The following is an 18,285-nucleotide window of genomic DNA, read 5'->3' on the forward strand; positions in this document are numbered from 1 at the left end:
GCCCCAGCCGAGCGCCTGCATAAACTGCTCGCGGCCTGATCAACCGACCACGTGTTGCGACGATCCCCAGAATCCGCCGGCGCGTACCGGGGCCCTCCCCGTGTGTCCGGTCCGTCCTGCCTACGGCCGGCGGGCCGACGTCACCCGGTACACGTCGTACACGCCCTCCACGCCCCGTACCGCCTTCAGGACGTGCCCAAGGTGCTTGGGGTCGCCCATCTCGAAGGTGAAGCGGGAGGTGGCGACGCGGTCGCGGGAGGTCTGGACGGCCGCGGAGAGGATGTTGACGTGCTGGTCGGAGAGGACCCGTGTGACGTCCGAGAGGAGCCGGGAGCGGTCCAGCGCCTCGACCTGGATGGCGACCAGGAAGACCGAGGACTGGGTGGGCGCCCACTCCACGTCCAGGATCCGCTCCGGCTGCCGGGACAACGAGTCGACGTTGACGCAGTCGGCACGGTGCACCGAGACGCCGCTGCCGCGGGTGACGAAGCCGATGATGGGGTCGCCCGGCACCGGCGTGCAACAGCGGGCGAGCTTGACCCAGACGTCGTCCACGCCCTTGACGACCACGCCGGGGTCCGCGCTGGAGCGGCGCTTGGAGCGCGGCCGGATCGGAGTGGACTCGGCGATGTCCTCGGTGGCCTCGTCCTGGCCGCCGAGCGCCTGCACCAGTTTCTGGACCACGCCCTGCGCCGCGACATGGCCCTCCCCGATGGCGGCGTAGAGCGAGGAGATGTCCGGGTAGCGCATCTCGTGCGCCAGGGTCACCAGCGAGTCGCCGGTCAGGATCCGCTGGATCGGCAGGTTCTGCTTGCGCATCGCGCGTGCGATGGCGTCCTTGCCCTGCTCGATCGCCTCGTCGCGGCGCTCCTTGGAGAACCAACCGCGGATCTTGTTGCGGGCGCGCGGGGACTTGACGAAGCCGAGCCAGTCGCGGGACGGTCCGGCGCCCGGCGCCTTGGAGGTGAAGACCTCCACCAAGTCGCCGTTGTCCAGGGTCGATTCGAGCGGGACGAGCCGTCCGTTGACCCGGGCGCCTATGGTGCGGTGGCCGACCTCGGTGTGCACCGCGTACGCGAAGTCGACGGGCGTGGCACCGGCCGGCAGCGCTATCACGTCGCCCTTCGGCGTGAAGACGAAGACCTCGTTGCGGGACAGGTCGAAGCGCAGCGACTCCAGGAACTCGCCCGGGTCCTCAGTCTCCTTCTGCCAGTCGAGCAACTGCCGCAGCCAGGCCATGTCGTTGACCGTGTCCTGGCCCTTGCCGGCGTTCTTGGGCACATCGGTGCGGATCTTGGACGCGCCGGCGACCGCTTCCTGCTTGTACTTCCAGTGGGCGGCGATGCCGTACTCCGCCCGGCGGTGCATGTCGAAGGTACGGATCTGGAGTTCGACCGGCTTGCCGTTGGGGCCGATGACCGTCGTGTGCAGCGACTGGTACATGTTGAACTTCGGCATCGCGATGTAGTCCTTGAACCGGCCGGGGACCGGGTTCCATCGCGCGTGGATCGTGCCGAGGGCGGCGTAGCAGTCGCGGACCGTGTCGACGAGGACGCGGATGCCCACCAGGTCGTAGATCTCGGCGAAGTCGCGGCCGCGCACGATCATCTTCTGGTAGACGCTGTAGTAGTGCTTCGGGCGGCCGGTGACGGTGGCCTTGATGCGGGCCGCGCGCAGGTCGGCCTGGACCTCGTCGGTCACTATCGCCAGGTACTCGTCCCGCTTGGGCGCCCGCTCGGCGACCAGCCGCACGATCTCGTCGTACATCTTGGGGTAGAGGATCGCGAAGGCGAGGTCCTCCAGCTCCCACTTGATGGTGTTCATGCCCAGCCGGTGGGCGAGCGGGGCGTAGATCTCCAGCGTCTCGCGGGCCTTCTTCTCCTGCTTCTCCCGCTTGAGGTAGCGCATGGTGCGCATGTTGTGCAGCCGGTCGGCGAGCTTGATGACCAGCACACGCGGGTCCTTGGCCATCGCGACGACCATCTTGCGGACCGTCTCGGCCTGCGCGGCCTCGCCGAACTTGACCTTGTCCAGCTTGGTGACGCCGTCGACGAGCAGCGCGACCTGGTCGCCGAAGTCGCGGCGCAGGGTGTCCAGGCCGTACTCGGTGTCCTCGACGGTGTCGTGCAGCAGCCCGGCCATCAGCGTCGCCGGGTCCATGCCCAGCTCGGCGAGGATGGTGGTGACCGCGAGCGGATGGGTGATGTACGGGTCGCCGCTCTTGCGCTTCTGGCCGCGGTGCCAGCGCTCGGCGACCTGGTAGGCCCGCTCGACCTGGCGCAGCGTCGCGGTCTCGATCTTGGGGTCGTTGCCGCGGACGGCCCTCAGCAGCGGCTCCAGGACCGGGTTGTACGGGCTGGAGCGCTGGACGCCGAGCCGGGCGAGGCGGGCCCGGACGCGGTTGGGCGAGCCGGAGCGGCCGACGGGGGTGGGCGGCAGCGGCTTGGACGCGGCGGGCTGGTCGGCCTTGACGGGCGGCTTGGGCGCGCGGGTCGGCGCGGCCGTGGACCGGGGCGAGGCGGCGGGCCCGGGCTTGGGCGCCTGGTGGGACCGGTCACCGGGGGCCGGGGGCGCGGCGGTGGGCCGGCCGGCCGGCCGGGGTGCGGCGGTCCCGTCGGGCGCACCGTGCCGCTCGGGCTGGGGCGCGTCCGAGGAAGCCGCCGGCGCGGGCTTCGACTCGTTCGGGCGCGCGGCTTCGGATCCCGTCGGACGCAGTCCGGGGGAGAGCGGCTGGGCCTCGTCTGGCAAGAGCACTCCTCAAGCGGTTCCGGACCCCAGGACCTCGAACGGGTCGGGGTGCCATGGTATCGACCTCCGGGCCGCGGCTCCCGCTCGGCTATGGGTCCGTACATGACACAGCAGCAGGGGCATCCGAATTCTTCCGGATGCCCCTGCTGCTCAGAGGGTGCGTACGGGCCGGTCAGACCGTGATCAGCGCCTCCAGGGGGGCGCCCTTCAGACCTGGCTCCAGCCGCTCGCGGCCCGCCAGGAAGCCCAGCTCCAGCAGCACCGCCAGGCCCGCGACCTCGGCGCCCGCGCGACGGATGAGCTGCATCGAGGCATCGGCCGTGCCACCGGTGGCCAGGACGTCGTCGATCACCAGCACCCGCTCGCCCGGGCGCAACGCGTCGGCGTGCATCTCGATCTCGGCGGTGCCGTACTCCAGCTCGTAGGACTGGCCGAGCGTGGCGCCGGGCAGCTTGCCGGCCTTGCGCACCGGCACGAAGCCGAGGCCGGCGCGCACCGCGACGGGGGCGGCGAGTATGAAGCCGCGCGCCTCCAGGCCGACGACCTTGTCCGCGCGGTGGCGCGCGCACAGCTCGGCGAGGGCGTCGGTGAGCGCGCCGAAGGCGGCCGGGTCGGCCAGCAGCGGGGTGATGTCCTTGAACATCACCCCGGGCTGCGGGTAGTCCGGCACGTCGGTGATCCGGCTGAGCAGCAGCTCGCGCAGGGCTGCGGGGGCGCTCATCGGCGCTTGCCCGACGGGCGGCCGCGTCCGCGGTTGCGGGCGGCGGGCTGGTGGCGCGGGCCGACGACCGCGGCGCCGTCCTCGGCGTCCTCCGGGTCCGCGGGCCCGTCCTCGGCGCCCTCCTGGCTCGCGGCCTTGGCCGCGGCCGCGGCGCGCTTCGCCTTGACCCGCTTGGCCAGCGCCTTCATCTCCGGCTCGCTGTTCTTGAAGTCGGCGACCAGCGGGGTGGCGATGAAGATCGACGAGTACGCACCGGCGGCGAGACCGACGAACAGGGCCAGCGAGATGTCGTTGAGCATGCCCGCGCCCAGCAGACCGCCGCCGACGAAGAGCAGACCGGCGACCGGGAGCAGCGCCACGACGGTGGTGTTGATCGACCGGACCAGGGTGCCGTTGATCGAGCGGTTGGCGATCTCGCTGTAGGTGAAGCGGGTCTGCTTGGTGATGTCCTTGGAGGCTTCCTTGAGGCTGTCGAAGACGACGACGGTGTCGTACAGCGAGTAGCCGAGGATCGTCAGCAGACCGATGACCGTGCCGGGGGTGACCTCGAAGCCCACCAGGGCGTAGACGCCGACGGTGATGGTGAGGTCGTGGATCAGCGCGATCAGGGCGGCGAGCGCCATCCGCCACTCGAAGGCGATGGCCAGGTAGAGCACCACGAGGACCATGAAGATCCCCAGGCCCAGCCAGGCCTTGTTGGCGATCTCCTCACCCCAACTCGGGCCGACCAGCTGGGTGTTGACGTCCTTGGCCGGGACCTTCAGGTCCTTGGCGAGCTCCTCCTGGACCGGCAGCGCCTGCTTGGTGTCCAGACCGCCGATCTGGATGCGCAGCGCGCCGTCGCCGAGCTGCTGGACGACCGCCTGGTGGCCGCCGGACGCGGACTCGGCATGGTGCTGTGCCTCCGCGGTGGTCACCGAGGTCTTCGGGGTGGTGAAGACCGCGCCGCCGGAGAACTCGATGCCCATGTTCAGGCCGCGCACCGCCAGGCCGACGATGGCCGTGATGGTGATGAGGATCGAGATGCCGTACCAGATCTTCCGCTTGCCGATGAAGTCGTAGCCGACCTCACCGCGGTAGAGCCGGGCGCCGATGCTTCCGAGCTTGGACATCTCACGCCTCCTTCGTCTGGGTGGGGGCCGTGCGACGACGGCGCAGCGGCGGCTTGGCGCCCAGGCGCTTGGGGTCGAGGCCGGACCAGGGGTGTCCGTCGGCGAAGAACTTCCGCCGGGCCAGCAGCGTCATCAGGGGCTTGGTGAAGAGGAAGACCACGACGACGTCGAGGACGGTGGTCAGGCCGAGCGTGAACGCGAAGCCCTGCACCTTGCCGACGGTGACGATGAACAGCACCGCCGCGGCCAGGAACGACACGAAGTCGGAGACCAGGATCGTCCGGCGGGCCCGCGGCCAGCCGCGCTCGACGGCCGGGCGCAGGGTGCGTCCCTCGCGGATCTCGTCCCGGATGCGTTCGAAGTAGACGATGAACGAGTCGGCGGTGATACCGATGGCGACGATGGCGCCACAGACCGCCGGGAGGTTCAGTGCGAACTGGATGGCCGGGCCCAGCAGCGTCATGATCGCGTACGTCAGGATCGCCGAGACGCAGAGGCTCGCCAGCGCGACCAGCGCCAGCCCCCGGTAGTAGGCGACGAGGTAGATCACGACCAGCGCGAGGCCGATGGCGCCGGCGATCAGACCGGCGTGCAGCTGCTCGCCACCGAGCGCCGCGGTGACCGTGGTCTCGTCGACGATCTTGAAGGAGAGCGGCAGGGCGCCGTAGGACAGCATGTTCGACAGGTCCTGGGCGGACTGCTGGGTGAAACCGCCGGAGATGGTGGCGTTGCCGCCGTTCAGGCGCTCGTGGACCCGCGGGTCGGAGACCACCGCGCCGTCCAGGACGATCGCGAACTGGTCCTGCGGCGGGGTCTTGGTGGCGAGCTTGCCGGTGATGTCCGCGAACTTCTTGCCACCGTCGGAGGTGAAGTCCATCTGGACGATCCAGCCCTGGCCCTGCTGGCTGTCGAAGACGGCCTTGGCGCCCTTGACGTCGGTGCCCTCGACGGCGAGCGGGCCCAGCACGTACTTCTGTGTGCCGTCGTCCTTGCAGGCCACCACGGGGTCGGTCGGCTTGGCGCCGGCGGCCTTCTCACCGGCCGCGGCGCGGTTCTGCTTGGTGGAGCAGTCCAGGGCGTCCAGCTGCTTCTGGAGGGCCGGTGGGATCTCCGAGCCACCGGGCGTCGGCGGCGTGGAGGGCTTGGTCGAGCCGGACGGGCTGGGCTTCGCGGACGGCGCCTTCTTCAGGGAGTCCGTGACCGCGCGCCCCTGCGTCGTGGGCTTCGCACTGGGGGTCGGCGAGGACGAGGCGTTCTGCTGGGTGCCCTTCGCCTTGTCGCCGCCCTTGCCGTTCGTGCCCTTCGAGGGGCTGGGCTTGGGCTCGGGGGTCTTGGTGCCGAGGGTCGTGGTCAGCACCGGGCGGAATCCCAGCTGGGCGGTGGTGCCGACCTGCTGGCGCGCCTGCTTCGCGTTCGTCCCCCGCGGGATGTTCACGATGATGTGGTTCGTGCCCTGCGTCTGGACCTCGGTCTCGGAGACGCCCAGACCGTTGACCCGCCGGTCCATGATGTCCGCGGCGGTCTTCATGTTGGTCTCGTTGATCGCGTTGGGCTTGCCCGGCATGTTCTCGGCCTGGAGCGTGAAGCTCGTACCGCCCGCCAGGTCGATGCCCAGGCGGGGTGCCTTCGTGCCGGAGTAGAACATGCCTCCGATCAGCCCCGCCATCACGATGAGGACCAGGAGCAGGGTGCGGCCCGGGTGCCCCTGGCTCGCGGGCGCCCTGCGGCCCTTCTTCGGTGCTGCCACCTTCTCGTTTCTCCCTGTCCAACCGCCTCGGCCCGGGGTGTCGGCCGGGCGGCCACGAATGTTGTGGGGACGACCCCCCGCCGGAGCCTAGACCGTCCCGGAACCGCGGTGCACGACACGACGCGTGCTCCGCGGTTCCGTGGTTGGACTACTTCGCGTCGTCGCCGGCCTTCTTGTCCTCCTTGGCGACGTCCGCGACGGCCTTGGCGCCGTCCTCGGCGTCCTTGTCTGCCGCGTCGGCCTTCGCCTCGTCGGCTGCGGGCTCGGAGTCGGCCGGGGCCTCGGTCTTGCCGAGGTCGATCTTGTCGGCCTTGTCACCCTTTTCGGTGGCTTCGCCGGCGGTGTCGCCGGTCAGCGAGGAGGCGTCGTCGGGGACGACCGGCTCGTCGCCGTGGAGCGGTTCGGCACCGTCCAGGATGCGGTTGTACTCCTCGTCCGCGAGCACCGCGCCGATGGCGTTCTTGGCATAGATGGCGTGCACGCCGGGGGCGACCTCCAGGAGGACGGTGTCCTCGTGGACTTCCTTGACGGTGGCGTACATGCCGCCGATCGTCCGGACGCCGGTGCCGGCCTGCATCTCATCGCGCATGTGCTGGGCCGCCTGCTGCTTCTTCTTGGCGGACCGCGTCATCAGGAACATGGCCCCGATGAGAACGATGAAGGGGAGGAGAGTCACGATATTGGGCACGGGACGGAAATCCTTCGCACGACCGCAGCTGCGCGGTCTCTTATAGCGGGGGTGGGTATGCCGGCCCCTACGGACGGCATCGGCGGAGTCTAAGCGAGTCCCCACCAGTGGAACAACGCCCAGCATCGCACCGCAGTTCCTGACCGGGCGAGTCTCCGCGCCGTCACGGTCCGAACAAGCCCTGCTGTCCGCTTCCGCCCGATTGGTGCTGGGGCGGGACCAGGTCCATATGGCTCCAGGCGGCCGGAGTGGCGATCCGTCCGCGGGGAGTCCTGGCCAGCAGACCTTCCCGTACCAGGAACGGCTCGGCGACCTCCTCGACCGTCTCCCGCTCCTCCCCCACGGCGACCGCGAGGGTGGACAGGCCGACCGGGCCGCCGCCGAACAGCTTCAGCAGGGCCGTGAGCACCGCGCGGTCGAGGCGGTCCAGGCCACGGGCGTCGACCTCGTAGACCCCCAGGGCCTGGGAGGCGATCTCGCGGGTGATCAGGCCGTCGGCCTTGACCTGGGCGTAGTCCCGCACGCGGCGCAGCAGGCGGTTGGCGATACGGGGCGTGCCGCGGGAGCGCCCGGCGATCTCGGCGGCGCCCTCCTCCTCTATGGCGACGTCGAGCAGCCCGGCCGAGCGGTGGATGACCCGCTGGAGTTCGGCGGGCGCGTAGAACTCCATGTGGGCGGTGAAGCCGAAGCGGTCGCGCAGCGGGGGCGGCAGCAGACCGGCCCGGGTCGTGGCGCCGACCAGGGTGAACGGCGGCAGCTCCAGGGGAATGGCGGTGGCGCCCGGGCCCTTGCCGACGATGACGTCGACCCGGAAGTCCTCCATCGCCATGTAGAGCATCTCCTCGGCGGGCCGGGACATCCGGTGGATCTCGTCGAGGAAGAGGACCTCGCCCTCCTGGAGGGAGGAGAGGATCGCGGCGAGATCGCCGGCGTGCTGGATGGCGGGGCCGGAGGTGATCCGGATCGGGGCGCCCATCTCGGCGGCGATGATCATCGAGAGGGTCGTCTTACCGAGGCCGGGCGCCCCGGACAACAGGACGTGGTCGGCGGTGGCGCCGCGGGCGCGGGCGGCGCGCAACACCAGGTCGAGCTGCTCGCGCACCCGCTCCTGCCCGACGAACTCGGCGAGGTCCTTGGGCCGCAGGGCGGCCTCGACGGCGGTGTCCTCGCCGTCCGCGTCGGCGCCGACCAGCCGGTCGGGACCGCCGGGGGCGGCGTCCTCGGTGGGCGGTGCGGTGTCGTCCCAGTTCACTGCGGAATGCCTCGCGGGGTCGGGGCGGCCGGGCCGCCTTCACGGTCGTGCGGTCGGGTGGGGTGCGCCCGGAGGGCGCCGGTCATCGGGCGCGGTTGAGGGTCTGGAGAGCGGCCTTGAGCAGCTGCGGCACCTGGGGTGCGGCGCCCTCGGCGAGGGCCGCCTCGGCCTGCGGGGCGACCGCGGCGACCGCCTCGTCCGCCTCGCGGGTGGCGTAGCCGAGCCCGATCAGGGCGGCCTGGAGCTGGTCGCGCCAGCCGGCGGTGGCGGCGCCGCCGACGCCCGCACGGCCGGTGCCCACCGGCTCGCCGAGCCGGTCCTTGAGCTCCAGCAGCAGCTTCTGGGCCCCCTTCTTCCCGATGCCGGGGACGGCCGTGAGGGCCTTCTCGTCACCGGTGGCGACGGCCAGCCGCAGCGCGTCCGGGGAGTGCACGGCGAGCATGGCCTGGGCGAGCCGGGGGCCGACGCCGCTGGCGGTCTGCAACAGCTCGAAGGTCTGCCGCTCGTCGTCGTCCGCGAAGCCGTACAGCGTCAGCGAGTCCTCGCGGACGACGAGGGACGTGGCGAGCTTGGCCTGCTGCCCGATGCGCAGGGCGGAGAGCGTGGTCGGGGTGCACTGGACGGCCATGCCGATGCCGCCGACCTCGACGACGGCGGTGTCGGGTGCCAGGGCCGCGACCGGGCCGGAGACGAAGGCGATCATCGGGTGCCCTTCAGCGTACGAACGGGAGCGGAGGTGCGGCGGGCGGCGGCCTGCGCCTGCTGGAGGCGGTTGACCGCGGGCGCGCGCCAGATGTGACAGATGGCGAGGGCGAGGGCGTCGGCGGCGTCGGCCGGCTTCGGCGGTGCGTCGAGCCGCAGCAGCCGCGTGACCATCGCGCCGACCTGGGCCTTGTCGGCCCGGCCGGAGCCGGTGACGGCGGCCTTGACCTCGCTGGGGGTGTGCAGGGCGACCGGCAGTCCGCGGCGGGCGGCGCAGAGCATGGCGACCGCGCTGGCCTGGGCGGTCCCCATGACCGTACGGACGTTGTGCTGGCTGAACACCCGCTCCACGGCGACGAATTCGGGACGGTGGGCGTCCAACCACTCGTCTATGCCGCGCTCGATGAGGACCAGGCGGTGGGCGACGTCCGCGTCGGCCGGGGTGCGCACGACACCGACACCGGCCATCTTCAGCGGACGGCCGGCGACGCCCTCCACCACGCCGACCCCGCACCGGGTCAGCCCCGGGTCCACGCCCAGTACGCGCACGACGCCCCCTTCCTCGGCCATCCTCGACCAACCGACAGACTGTTCGTGCAGGTTATCGGCTACCACTGACAATGCGTCGGGAGCGGTGCGGCGGTGCGGCGGTGCGGCGGTGCGGCGGCAGACGAAACGGCCCGCCGGATCTCTCCGGCGGGCCGTTGCCGTGCTACGGACCAGAACGGTCGGGCGTCGGCCGGTCTCAGGCGTCGACCTTCGCCATGACGTCGTCCGACACGTCGAAGTTGGCGAAGACGTTCTGCACGTCGTCGCTGTCCTCCAGCGCGTCGATCAGCTTGAAGATCTTGCGCGCGCCCTCTTCCTCCAGCTCGACCTGCATGGTCGGCACGAAGTTGGCGTCGGCCGAGTCGTAGTCGATGCCGGCCTCCTGGAGGGCGGTACGGACCGCGACCAGGTCGGTGGCCTCGCTGAGCACCTCGAAGGACTCGCCCAGGTCGTTGACCTCCTCGGCGCCCGCGTCCAGCACCGCGCCGAGCACGTCGTCCTCGGACAGCTCGCCCTTGGGGACGATCACCACGCCCTTGCGGTTGAACAGGTACGACACCGAGCCCGGGTCGGCCATCGAGCCGCCGTTGCGGGTCATGGCGACGCGGACGTCCGAGGCGGCACGGTTGCGGTTGTCGGTGAGGCACTCGATGAGCACCGCGACACCGTTGGGGCCGTAACCCTCGTACATGATCGTCTCGTAGTCGGCGCCGCCCGCCTCAAGACCGGCACCGCGCTTGATGGCGGAGTCGATGTTCTTGTTGGGCACGGACTGCTTCTTGGCCTTCTGCACGGCGTCGTACAGCGTCGGGTTGCCTTCGAGGTCGGCGCCGCCCATGCGGGCCGCGACCTCGACGTTCTTGATCAGCTTCGCGAAGAGCTTGCCGCGCTTGGCATCGATCACGGCCTTCTTGTGCTTCGTCGTAGCCCATTTAGAGTGGCCGGACATCCGCCTGTCTCCTTCGCGTAACCCATTCCTGCAACGAACGCCTTCGATCCTACCGGGGCCGGATCACCGGGCGTTACCCAACCGAGCGCCGCACCATGTCCACGAACAGGGCGTGCACGCGGTGGTCACCGGTGAGCTCCGGATGGAAGGACGTGGCGAGGACGTTACCCTGCCGCACGGCCACGGTGTGCCCGCCGTACGTCGCCAGGACCTCGACCGCGCCGCCGACCGACTCGACCCAGGGTGCCCGGATGAAGACGCCCTCGACCGGGCCGCCGGGGATGCCGGCGACGTCGATGGCCGCCTCGAAGGAGTCGTTCTGCCGCCCGAAGGCGTTACGGCGCACGATCATGTCGATGCCGCCGAGCGTCTCCTGGTCCTCCCGGGCGTCCAGCAGCTTGTCCGCGACCATGATCATGCCGGCGCAGGTGCCGTAGACCGGCCTGCCCGCGCGCACGAACGCGCGCAGCGGCTCCAGCATGCCGAAGGCGATCGCCAGCTTGGACATCGTGGTGGACTCGCCGCCCGGTATGACCAGGCCGTCGACCTCGGCCAGCTCCTCGGGACGGCGTACCGGCCGGGCCTGGGCACCGGCGTCCGCGAGCGCCGTGACGTGCTCGCGGACGTCGCCCTGGAGGGCCAGCACACCGATGGTGGGGGTGCTCATGTGGCTACGTCACCAACCGCGGTTGGCGTAGCGCTCGGCCTCGGGGAGGGTGTCGCAGTTGATGCCGACCATGGCCTCGCCCAGGTTGCGCGAGACGTCCGCGATGACCTTCGGGTCGTCGTAGAAGGTGGTGGCCTTCACGATCGCGGCGGCGCGCTTGGCCGGGTCACCGGACTTGAAGATGCCGGAGCCGACGAACACGCCCTCGGCGCCGAGCTGACGCATCAGCGCGGCGTCGGCCGGGGTGGCCACACCACCGGCGGAGAACAGCACGACCGGCAGCTTGCCGAGCTCGGCGACCTCCTTGACCAGCTCGAACGGGGCGCGCAGCTCCTTGGCGGCGGCGTACAGCTCGTTGTTGTCGCAGCCGCGCAGCTTGGCGATCTCGCCCTTGATCTGGCGCAGGTGACGGACCGCCTCGACGACGTTGCCGGTGCCGGCCTCGCCCTTGGAGCGGATCATCGCGGCGCCCTCGGCGATCCGACGCAGCGCCTCGCCCAGGTTGGTGGCACCGCAGACGAAGGGGGTGGTGAAGGCCCACTTGTCGGAGTGGTTGACCTCGTCGGCCGGGGTGAGCACCTCGGACTCGTCGATGTAGTCGACGCCGAGCGACTGGAGCACCTGGGCCTCGACGAAGTGGCCGATCCGCGACTTCGCCATGACCGGGATGGAGACGGCGTTGATGATGCCGTCGATCATGTCGGGGTCCGACATGCGGGCCACGCCACCGTCCTTGCGGATGTCGGCGGGGACCCGCTCCAGGGCCATGACGGCGACGGCGCCCGCGTCCTCGGCGATCTTCGCCTCTTCCGGCGTGACGACGTCCATGATCACGCCGCCCTTGAGCTGCTCGGCCATACCGCGCTTGACGCGCGCGGTTCCGGTCTCGGGGTGCTGGGGCGTGGTGGGCGTGCTGGACACGGTTAGACCTCACTCGATGCGGGTGGTTGTGCGTGCCGCCCACACAACCCTTTGCCGGTGGACCGGGAAAAGGGCCAATTCAAGGCCGGTGGCTCGTCAGAGCTGGGAGTTGCCGGATTCCCGCGCCGTCAGGCCCCCACCGACCGGTCGTCCAGCACGGCCGGCGGCTCGTCGTCCATCTCGAAGGCCAGTGGGAACGGCGCGTGGCCGGCCAGCCGAAAGTACCGCACCACCCGGTGGCGACGGACCGCGCGTGCGGCCCGTACGGCGTCGTTGTGGAAGCGGCGGGCCATCGGGACGCGGCGGACCGCGGCGGTGAGCTCGGTAACCGTCTGCTCGCCGCCCGGGGCCTCGCGCACCGCCTCCAGCTGCGTCTCCTCCTCGAAGATGGCCCGGAGCGTCTGGCTGAGCTCGCTCTCCGCGACCTCGCGGTGGTCCTCCTCGGCCTGCCGGGCCTCGTGCGCGGCCTGGTAGAGGACGATCGAGGCGGCCGGGTCCAGGACGCCCGAGGTGCCGAGCTCCTGGGCGACCGACGCGCGCCGCAGCAGCTGGGCGTCGAGGGCAGCGCGGGCCGCGTCGATGCGCGCGTGCAGCCGGTCCAGGCGGCCGGCGGTCCAGCTCAGGTAGATGCCGATGAGGACGATCGCGGAGGCGATCCAGATGAACGTGGTCACGGTCGGTCACGTTACCCGTCCGCTGCGCTCGGCCGGCTTCCCACGTTGTCGACTGTCCCGCCGGGCGTCCTTTCGCCGTTGCGCCGGCGGCGAGCCCTCCTCGCGCTGTCGGCTGTCCCGTCGTGGTGGTACCGGATGCGGGCGTGGAGCTCTCAGTCCCTTGCCAGCCAGCGGCGGGCACGGAGGCCCACGCGTTCGTCGGTGGCCACGGAGGCGGCACCGGCGGTGACGGTCTCGTAGACGGCGAGGACGTCGGCGCCGACCGTCGACCAGTCGAAGCGGCGGACGTGCCGGCTGCCGCGTTCGCGCAGCTCCGCGAGGCGGGCGGGGTCGCCCATGAGGCGGACGGCGGCGGCGGCCAGCGCGTCGGCGTCCTCGTTGGCGAAGAGCTCGCCGGCGTCCCCCTGGTCGAGGACCTGGGCGAAGGCGTCGAGGTCGCTGGCCAGGACGGGGGCGCCGGCCGACATGGCCTCCACGAGGATGATGCCGAAGGACTCGCCGCCCGTGTTGGGGGCGACGTAGACGTCCACGCTGCGGAGCAGGCGCGCCTTGTCCTCGTCGCTGACCATGCCGAGGAACTCGACCCGGGAGCGCAGGTCGACGGGGAGCTGTGCGACCGCCTCCTCCTCGTCGCCGCGGCCGGCGACCAGCAGCCGGGCGTCGGGCACCTCGGCGAGGATGGCGGGCAGCGCCTTCATGAGGACCGGCAGGCCCTTGCGGGGTTCGTCGATGCGGCCGATGAAGCCGATCGTCCTGCCCTGCCATGCCGCCTTGGGCTCGGCCCGGGCGAAGAAGTCGACGTCCACGCCGTTGGGGATGACCACCGCGTCCCCGCCGAGGTGCTCGACGAGGGTGCGCCGGGCGTACTCGCTGACCGCGATGCGGGCGCTGATCTTCTCCAGGGCCGGCTGGAGGATCGGGTACGCGGCGATCATGGCCCGGGAGCGCGGGTTGGAGGTGTGGAAGGTGGCCACGATCGGGCCCTGCGCCGCCCAGCAGGCGAGCAGGCCGAGCGACGGGGAGGCCGGTTCGTGGATGTGGATGACGTCGAAGGCGCCGTTCTGAAGCCAGCGGCGCACCCGGGCGGCGGAGAGGAAGCCGAAGTTCAGGCGGGCCACCGAGCCGTTGTAGGGAACGGGGACGGCGCGGCCGGCGGGGACGACGTAGGGCGGCAGGGGCGTCTCGTCGTCGGCGGGGGCCAGGACGGAGACCTCGTGGCCGAGGCGGAGGAGGTGCTCGGCCAGGTCACGGATGTGGAACTGGACGCCGCCGGGGACGTCCCAGGCGTAGGGGCAGACGATGCCGATCTTCATGACGTCTCCTCGCGCGGCTCCAGGTCGGCCAGCCACAGGCGTTGCAGCATGTGCCAGTCCTCGGGGTGGTCGGCGATGCCGGAGGCGAAGACGTCGGCGAGCGCCTGGGTCATCCGGGCTGCCTTCTCGGTGCGGGTACCGGTCTCGGGGACGGCGATCTCCGGGTGCACCCGGCCGCGCATCACGGGGGACTCGTCGTACCAGAGGGTGACCGGGAGCAGCATCGCGCCGGTCTGGAGGGCGAGCATCGCGGGGCCCACCGGCATCTTCGTCTCCTCGCCGAAGAACGTGACGGGGATGCCGGAGCTGGAGAGGTCGCGGTCGGCGACCAGGCAGACCAGGCCGCCGGCGCGCAGTCGGCGGGCGAGGGTGCCGAAGGCGGCGCCGCCGGTGTGCGGCAGCACCTCCATGCCCAGGCCCTCGCGGTAGGCGACGAAGCGGTCGTAGAGCGTCTCCGGCTTGAGGCGCTCGGCGACGGTGGTGAAGGGGGTGTTGAGCTTGGTGGTGACCCAGACGCCGGCGAGGTCGTAGTTGCCCATGTGCGGCAGGGCGAGGACGACGCCGCGGTCGCTCGTGAGGCCGTCCGTCAGGTGGTGCACGTCTTCGGGGACGAAGCCCGTCCTTATCCGCTCCTTGCTCCAGACCGGCAGGCGGAAGGACTCCATCCAGTAGCGCATGTACGAGCGCATACCGGCCCGGGAGAGCTCGGCCAGGCGCGCGGGCGTGGCGTCCGGGACGACCCGGGCGAGGTTCGCCTCCAGGCGAAGGACGCCCTTGCCGCGGCGCTTCCAGGCGGTGTCGGCGATGCGGCGGCCGAGGCCGGTGGCGACACCTTCGGGCAGCTTCTTGACGGTGCTCCAGCCCAGGCCGTAGAGCGCGTCGGTGAGCTTGTCGACGGCGGTGCCGGGCAGCCCGGTGCTGCGCTCGGTCATGCGCTGTTCCCCCCTTGTGCGACGGCGGCGTCGGCCTCGGCCGACTCCCGGCGTACCGTCACCACGCGCTGGCCGAGCGTGACGGCGCTGCCGACGCCGACGAGCCACAGGGCGATCGGCAGCAGCACCTCGACACCGGGCACGCCGAACGCGTGCAGCCCGGAGAGTCCGCATGCGACCAGCGTGATGACCAGCCGCTCGGCGCGCTCGACCAGGCCGTTGACGTCCACCGGCAGCCCGATGGCCTCACCGCGGGCCTTGGTGTACGAGACCACCTGGCCACTGGCGAGGCAGAAGATCGCCATCCCGCAGAGCACCAGGCTGTCGCCGCGCCCCGCGTACCACAGGGCCAGACCACCGAAGATCGCCGAGTCGGCGACCCGGTCCAGGGTGGAGTCGAGGAAGGCCCCCCAGCGGCTGGAGCGGCCCAGCTGCCGTGCCATGTTGCCGTCGACCAGATCGGAGAAGACGAACAGGGTGATGACGACCGTGCCCCAGAAGAACTCGCCCCGCGGGTAGAAGACCAGGGCCCCGGCCACCACGCCTCCGGTCCCGACGAGGGTGACCGCGTCCGGGCTGACGCCGATCCGGATGAGCAGGGCGGCGAACGGCGTGAGAACACGCGTGAAGAACGCACGCGCGTACTTGTTCAGCATGGCCTTCCCGAAGGGTCGATACGGGCCGCGCGGTCAAGGGGCCACCGGCTGGCCCATCGTAGCCACGAGGCCACGGACCACTGCGGACGCATCGCGGCACGGGGTGCATGCGGCGGCTCGGGGCCCCGGTTGCGCGCCTCCCGGCGCACGGACGGGCCCCGGGAGCCCTTGGGAGGACCGGCCTCGTGCGCCATGTATGGACGCGGCATGACCGCGGTGGAAAGCTCGAATCACCGCAAAGTGTCGACCTGGAGGCGAGACACATGAGCGAGAAGACGAGTACACACCCGGGAGCCGCCGGAAGGGCATCAACGGCCGGCCAGCCCACGGCCCTGCGGAATGTGGTGCTGGTCGGCCACAGCGGATCGGGCAAGACCACATTGGTCGAGGCCCTCGCCCTGGCATCCGGCGCGGTCAACCGGGCCGGCCGGGTGGAGGACGGCGGCTGTCTGTCGGACTACGACGAGATCGAACACCGCCAGCAACGCTCCGTACAGCTCTCCCTGGTCCCGGTGGACTGGGGCGGGGTCAAGATCAATATCCTGGACACCCCCGGATACGCCGATTTCGTCGGGGAGCTCAGGGCCGGTCTGCGCGCCGCGGACGCGGCCCTTTTCGTTGTCTCGGCGGCCGACGGCGTGGCCGGCGCGACCCGGATGGTCTGGGACGAGTGCGCGGCCGTCGGGATGCCGCGGGCCCTGGTCGTCACGCACCTGGAGGCGTCCCGCGCCGACTTCGACGAGATGACCGAGCGGTGCCGCACCACCTTCGGCGGCGACGACCCGGACGCGGTGCTGCCGCTCTACCTCCCGCTGTACGGGGAGCCGGGCGCCGACGGCCACGCCCCCGTGCACGGCCTGATCGGCCTGCTCTCCCAGCGGGTCTTCGACTACTCCTCCGGTGAGCGCACCGAACGCGCGCCGACCCCCGACGAGCTACCGCGGATCGAGGAGGCCCGCAACCGCCTCATCGAGGGGATCATCGCCGAGAGCGAGGACGAGACCCTGATGGACCGCTACCTCGGCGGCGAGGACATCGACGTCAAGACCCTCATCGGGGACCTGGAGACGGCGGTCGCCCGCGGCACCTTCCACCCGGTCCTGGCCGCCGCCCCGGCCCCCGACGGAGCCAGGCAGGGGCTGGGCACCGTGGAGCTGCTGGAGCTGATCACCGGCGGTTTCCCGACGCCGGCCGAGCGCGAGGCGCCCGAGGTGACCAGCCCGGACGGCGCGCCGCGCCCCGGCCTGCGCTGCGATCCGGACGGCCCGCTGGCGGCCGAGGTGGTCAAGACCTCCTCCGACCCGTACGTGGGCCGGATCTCGCTGGTGCGGGTCTTCTCCGGCACCCTGCGGCCCGACGAGACGGTGCACGTCTCGGGCCACGGCCTCACCGACCGGGGGCACGAGGACCACGACCTCGACGAGCGGGTCGGCGCGCTGTCCACGCCCTTCGGCAAGCAGCAACGTCCGCTGTCCCAGGCGGTCGCCGGCGACCTGGCGTGCGTGGGGAAGCTGACCCGCGCCGAGACCGGCGACACCCTCTCCGCCAAGGACGCGCCGCTCCTGATGGAGCCCTGGTCGATGCCGGACCCGCTGCTGCCGATCGCCATCCGGGCGCACAGCAAGGCCGACGAGGACAAGCTCTCGCAGGGGCTGGCCCGCCTGGTGGCGGAGGACCCGACGATGCGGCTGGAGCACAACCAGGACACCCACCAGGTGGTGCTGTGGTGCCTGGGCGAGGCGCACGTCGACGTGGCGCTGGAGCGGCTGCGCTCGCGGTACGGCGTCCAGGTGGACACCGTCGCGCACAAGGTGGCGTTGCGGGAGACCTTCGGCGAGGCGGCGGCGGGCCGCGGGCGGCATGTGAAGCAGTCCGGCGGGCACGGCCAGTTCGCGATCTGCGAGATCGAGGTCGAACCGCTGCCCGGCGGCTCGGGCATCGAGTTCGTGGACAAGGTCGTGGGCGGCGCGGTGCCCCGGCAGTTCATCCCGTCCGTGGAGAAGGGCGTGCGCACCCAGGCCGCGCGTGGGGTCGCCGCCGGGTATCCGCTCGTCGACATCCGGGTCACCCTGCTCGACGGCAAGGCCCACTCCGTCGACTCCTCGGACGCCGCGTTCCAGACGGCGGGCGCCCTGGCGCTGCGCGAGGCGGCCGCCGATGTCCGGATCGACCTCCTGGAACCGGTCTGCGAGGTCAGCGTGATGGTTCCGGACGACTTCGTCGGCCCGGTGATGAGCGATCTGTCGGGGCGCCGCGGCCGGGTCGTGGGCACCGAACAGTCGGGGGCGGGCCGCACCGTGGTGCGCGCCGAGGTGCCCGAGATCGAGATCGGTCGGTATGCGGTCGATCTGCGCTCCCTCTCGCACGGCAGCGGCCGGTTCTCCCGCGTCTACCTGCGGCACGAGCCGATGCCGCCGCAGCTCGCCGGGAAGCTGCGGGAGGAGGCCGAGAACGGCGCGTAGGCACCGGCCGAACGGCCGTCGGCCCGGCCGCCGTCCGTTCCCAACTCCCTTGGGACGGACGGCGGCTGTACGCTGAGCTCCACGCCGTTACACGCAGTGCGACGGTGCGCCGCCCGGCCACACCACGCTCAACAGGTGTGCTCGGGGCGGAAGTCGGGAAGAGCCGCATCATCAGGTGCGAGCGGTGTGGGG

At 71.5% G+C, this 18,285-nt stretch carries 16 protein-coding genes; 1 reads left to right on the plus strand and 15 read right to left on the minus strand.

Features of this window, described 5'->3' with window-relative positions:
• Positions 1-120: 120 nt before the first annotated feature.
• The 15 genes from AB0C96_RS38275 to pgsA form a co-directional block, all read right to left on the minus strand.
• On the minus strand, positions 121-2,748 hold the full coding sequence (locus tag AB0C96_RS38275; RefSeq protein ID WP_362924308.1) for a RelA/SpoT family protein: 2,628 nt from the start codon (positions 2,746-2,748) through the stop codon (positions 121-123).
• A gap of 172 nt (positions 2,749-2,920) precedes the next feature.
• Complete coding sequence (locus AB0C96_RS38280; protein ID WP_362924310.1) at positions 2,921-3,469, minus strand: adenine phosphoribosyltransferase; 549 nt, start codon at positions 3,467-3,469, stop codon at positions 2,921-2,923.
• A complete protein-coding gene (gene secF, locus AB0C96_RS38285) occupies positions 3,466-4,581 on the minus strand; it encodes a protein translocase subunit SecF (protein ID WP_362924311.1) in 1,116 nt (371 codons plus the stop codon). The genes AB0C96_RS38280 and secF overlap by 4 nt, the downstream gene beginning before the upstream one ends.
• A 1-nt stretch (position 4,582) precedes the next feature.
• Positions 4,583-6,328 (minus strand): protein translocase subunit SecD, encoded by a 1,746-nt coding sequence (gene secD, locus AB0C96_RS38290; protein WP_362924313.1) that lies wholly within the window; start codon positions 6,326-6,328, stop codon positions 4,583-4,585.
• A gap of 148 nt (positions 6,329-6,476) precedes the next feature.
• The gene (gene yajC / locus AB0C96_RS38295; RefSeq protein WP_362924315.1) at positions 6,477-7,016 is read right to left on the minus strand and encodes a preprotein translocase subunit YajC; all 540 of its coding nucleotides are present in this window, start codon (positions 7,014-7,016) and stop codon (positions 6,477-6,479) included.
• Positions 7,017-7,179: 163 nt separating this feature from the next.
• On the minus strand, positions 7,180-8,268 hold the full coding sequence (ruvB, locus tag AB0C96_RS38300; protein WP_362924317.1) for a Holliday junction branch migration DNA helicase RuvB: 1,089 nt from the start codon (positions 8,266-8,268) through the stop codon (positions 7,180-7,182).
• Positions 8,269-8,350: 82 nt separating this feature from the next.
• A complete protein-coding gene (ruvA, locus tag AB0C96_RS38305; RefSeq protein WP_362924319.1) occupies positions 8,351-8,971 on the minus strand; it encodes a Holliday junction branch migration protein RuvA in 621 nt (206 codons plus the stop codon).
• Positions 8,968-9,519 (minus strand): crossover junction endodeoxyribonuclease RuvC, encoded by a 552-nt coding sequence (gene ruvC, locus AB0C96_RS38310; protein WP_362924320.1) that lies wholly within the window; start codon positions 9,517-9,519, stop codon positions 8,968-8,970. Before ruvC ends, ruvA begins: the two co-directional genes overlap by 4 nt.
• Positions 9,520-9,715: 196 nt before the next feature.
• A complete protein-coding gene (locus AB0C96_RS38315) occupies positions 9,716-10,468 on the minus strand; it encodes a YebC/PmpR family DNA-binding transcriptional regulator (RefSeq protein ID WP_362924322.1) in 753 nt (250 codons plus the stop codon).
• A 73-nt stretch (positions 10,469-10,541) separates the two neighbouring features.
• A complete protein-coding gene (pdxT, locus tag AB0C96_RS38320; RefSeq protein ID WP_362924323.1) occupies positions 10,542-11,135 on the minus strand; it encodes a pyridoxal 5'-phosphate synthase glutaminase subunit PdxT in 594 nt (197 codons plus the stop codon).
• Positions 11,136-11,144: 9 nt separating this feature from the next.
• A complete protein-coding gene (pdxS, locus tag AB0C96_RS38325; RefSeq protein WP_362924324.1) occupies positions 11,145-12,056 on the minus strand; it encodes a pyridoxal 5'-phosphate synthase lyase subunit PdxS in 912 nt (303 codons plus the stop codon).
• 128 nt (positions 12,057-12,184) lie between these two features.
• Entirely contained in the window at positions 12,185-12,730 is a 546-nt protein-coding gene (locus AB0C96_RS38330; RefSeq protein ID WP_362924325.1) for a hypothetical protein, read from the minus strand.
• A gap of 152 nt (positions 12,731-12,882) precedes the next feature.
• Positions 12,883-14,043 carry a glycosyltransferase family 4 protein gene (locus tag AB0C96_RS38335; protein ID WP_362924327.1) on the minus strand — a complete coding sequence of 387 codons (1,161 nt, stop codon included), beginning with the start codon at positions 14,041-14,043 and terminating at the stop codon, positions 12,883-12,885.
• Entirely contained in the window at positions 14,040-14,975 is a 936-nt protein-coding gene (locus tag AB0C96_RS38340; protein ID WP_362924329.1) for a phosphatidylinositol mannoside acyltransferase, read from the minus strand. The genes AB0C96_RS38335 and AB0C96_RS38340 overlap by 4 nt, the downstream gene beginning before the upstream one ends.
• Positions 14,972-15,631, minus strand: a complete 660-nt coding sequence (pgsA, locus tag AB0C96_RS38345) for a phosphatidylinositol phosphate synthase (RefSeq protein WP_362924331.1) — start codon at positions 15,629-15,631, stop codon at positions 14,972-14,974. The genes AB0C96_RS38340 and pgsA overlap by 4 nt, the downstream gene beginning before the upstream one ends.
• Before the next feature lie 263 nt (positions 15,632-15,894).
• Here pgsA and AB0C96_RS38350 point away from each other — a divergent pair, with 263 nt between their 5' ends.
• Positions 15,895-18,093: an elongation factor G-like protein EF-G2 gene (locus AB0C96_RS38350; protein ID WP_362924333.1), complete on the plus strand. Its 2,199-nt coding sequence runs from the start codon at positions 15,895-15,897 to the stop codon at positions 18,091-18,093.
• Positions 18,094-18,285: the final 192 nt, after the last annotated feature.

This window comes from Streptomyces sp. NPDC048506, from assembly GCF_040651315.1.
In the GTDB taxonomy this organism is placed as follows: Bacteria; Actinomycetota; Actinomycetes; order Streptomycetales; family Streptomycetaceae; genus Streptomyces.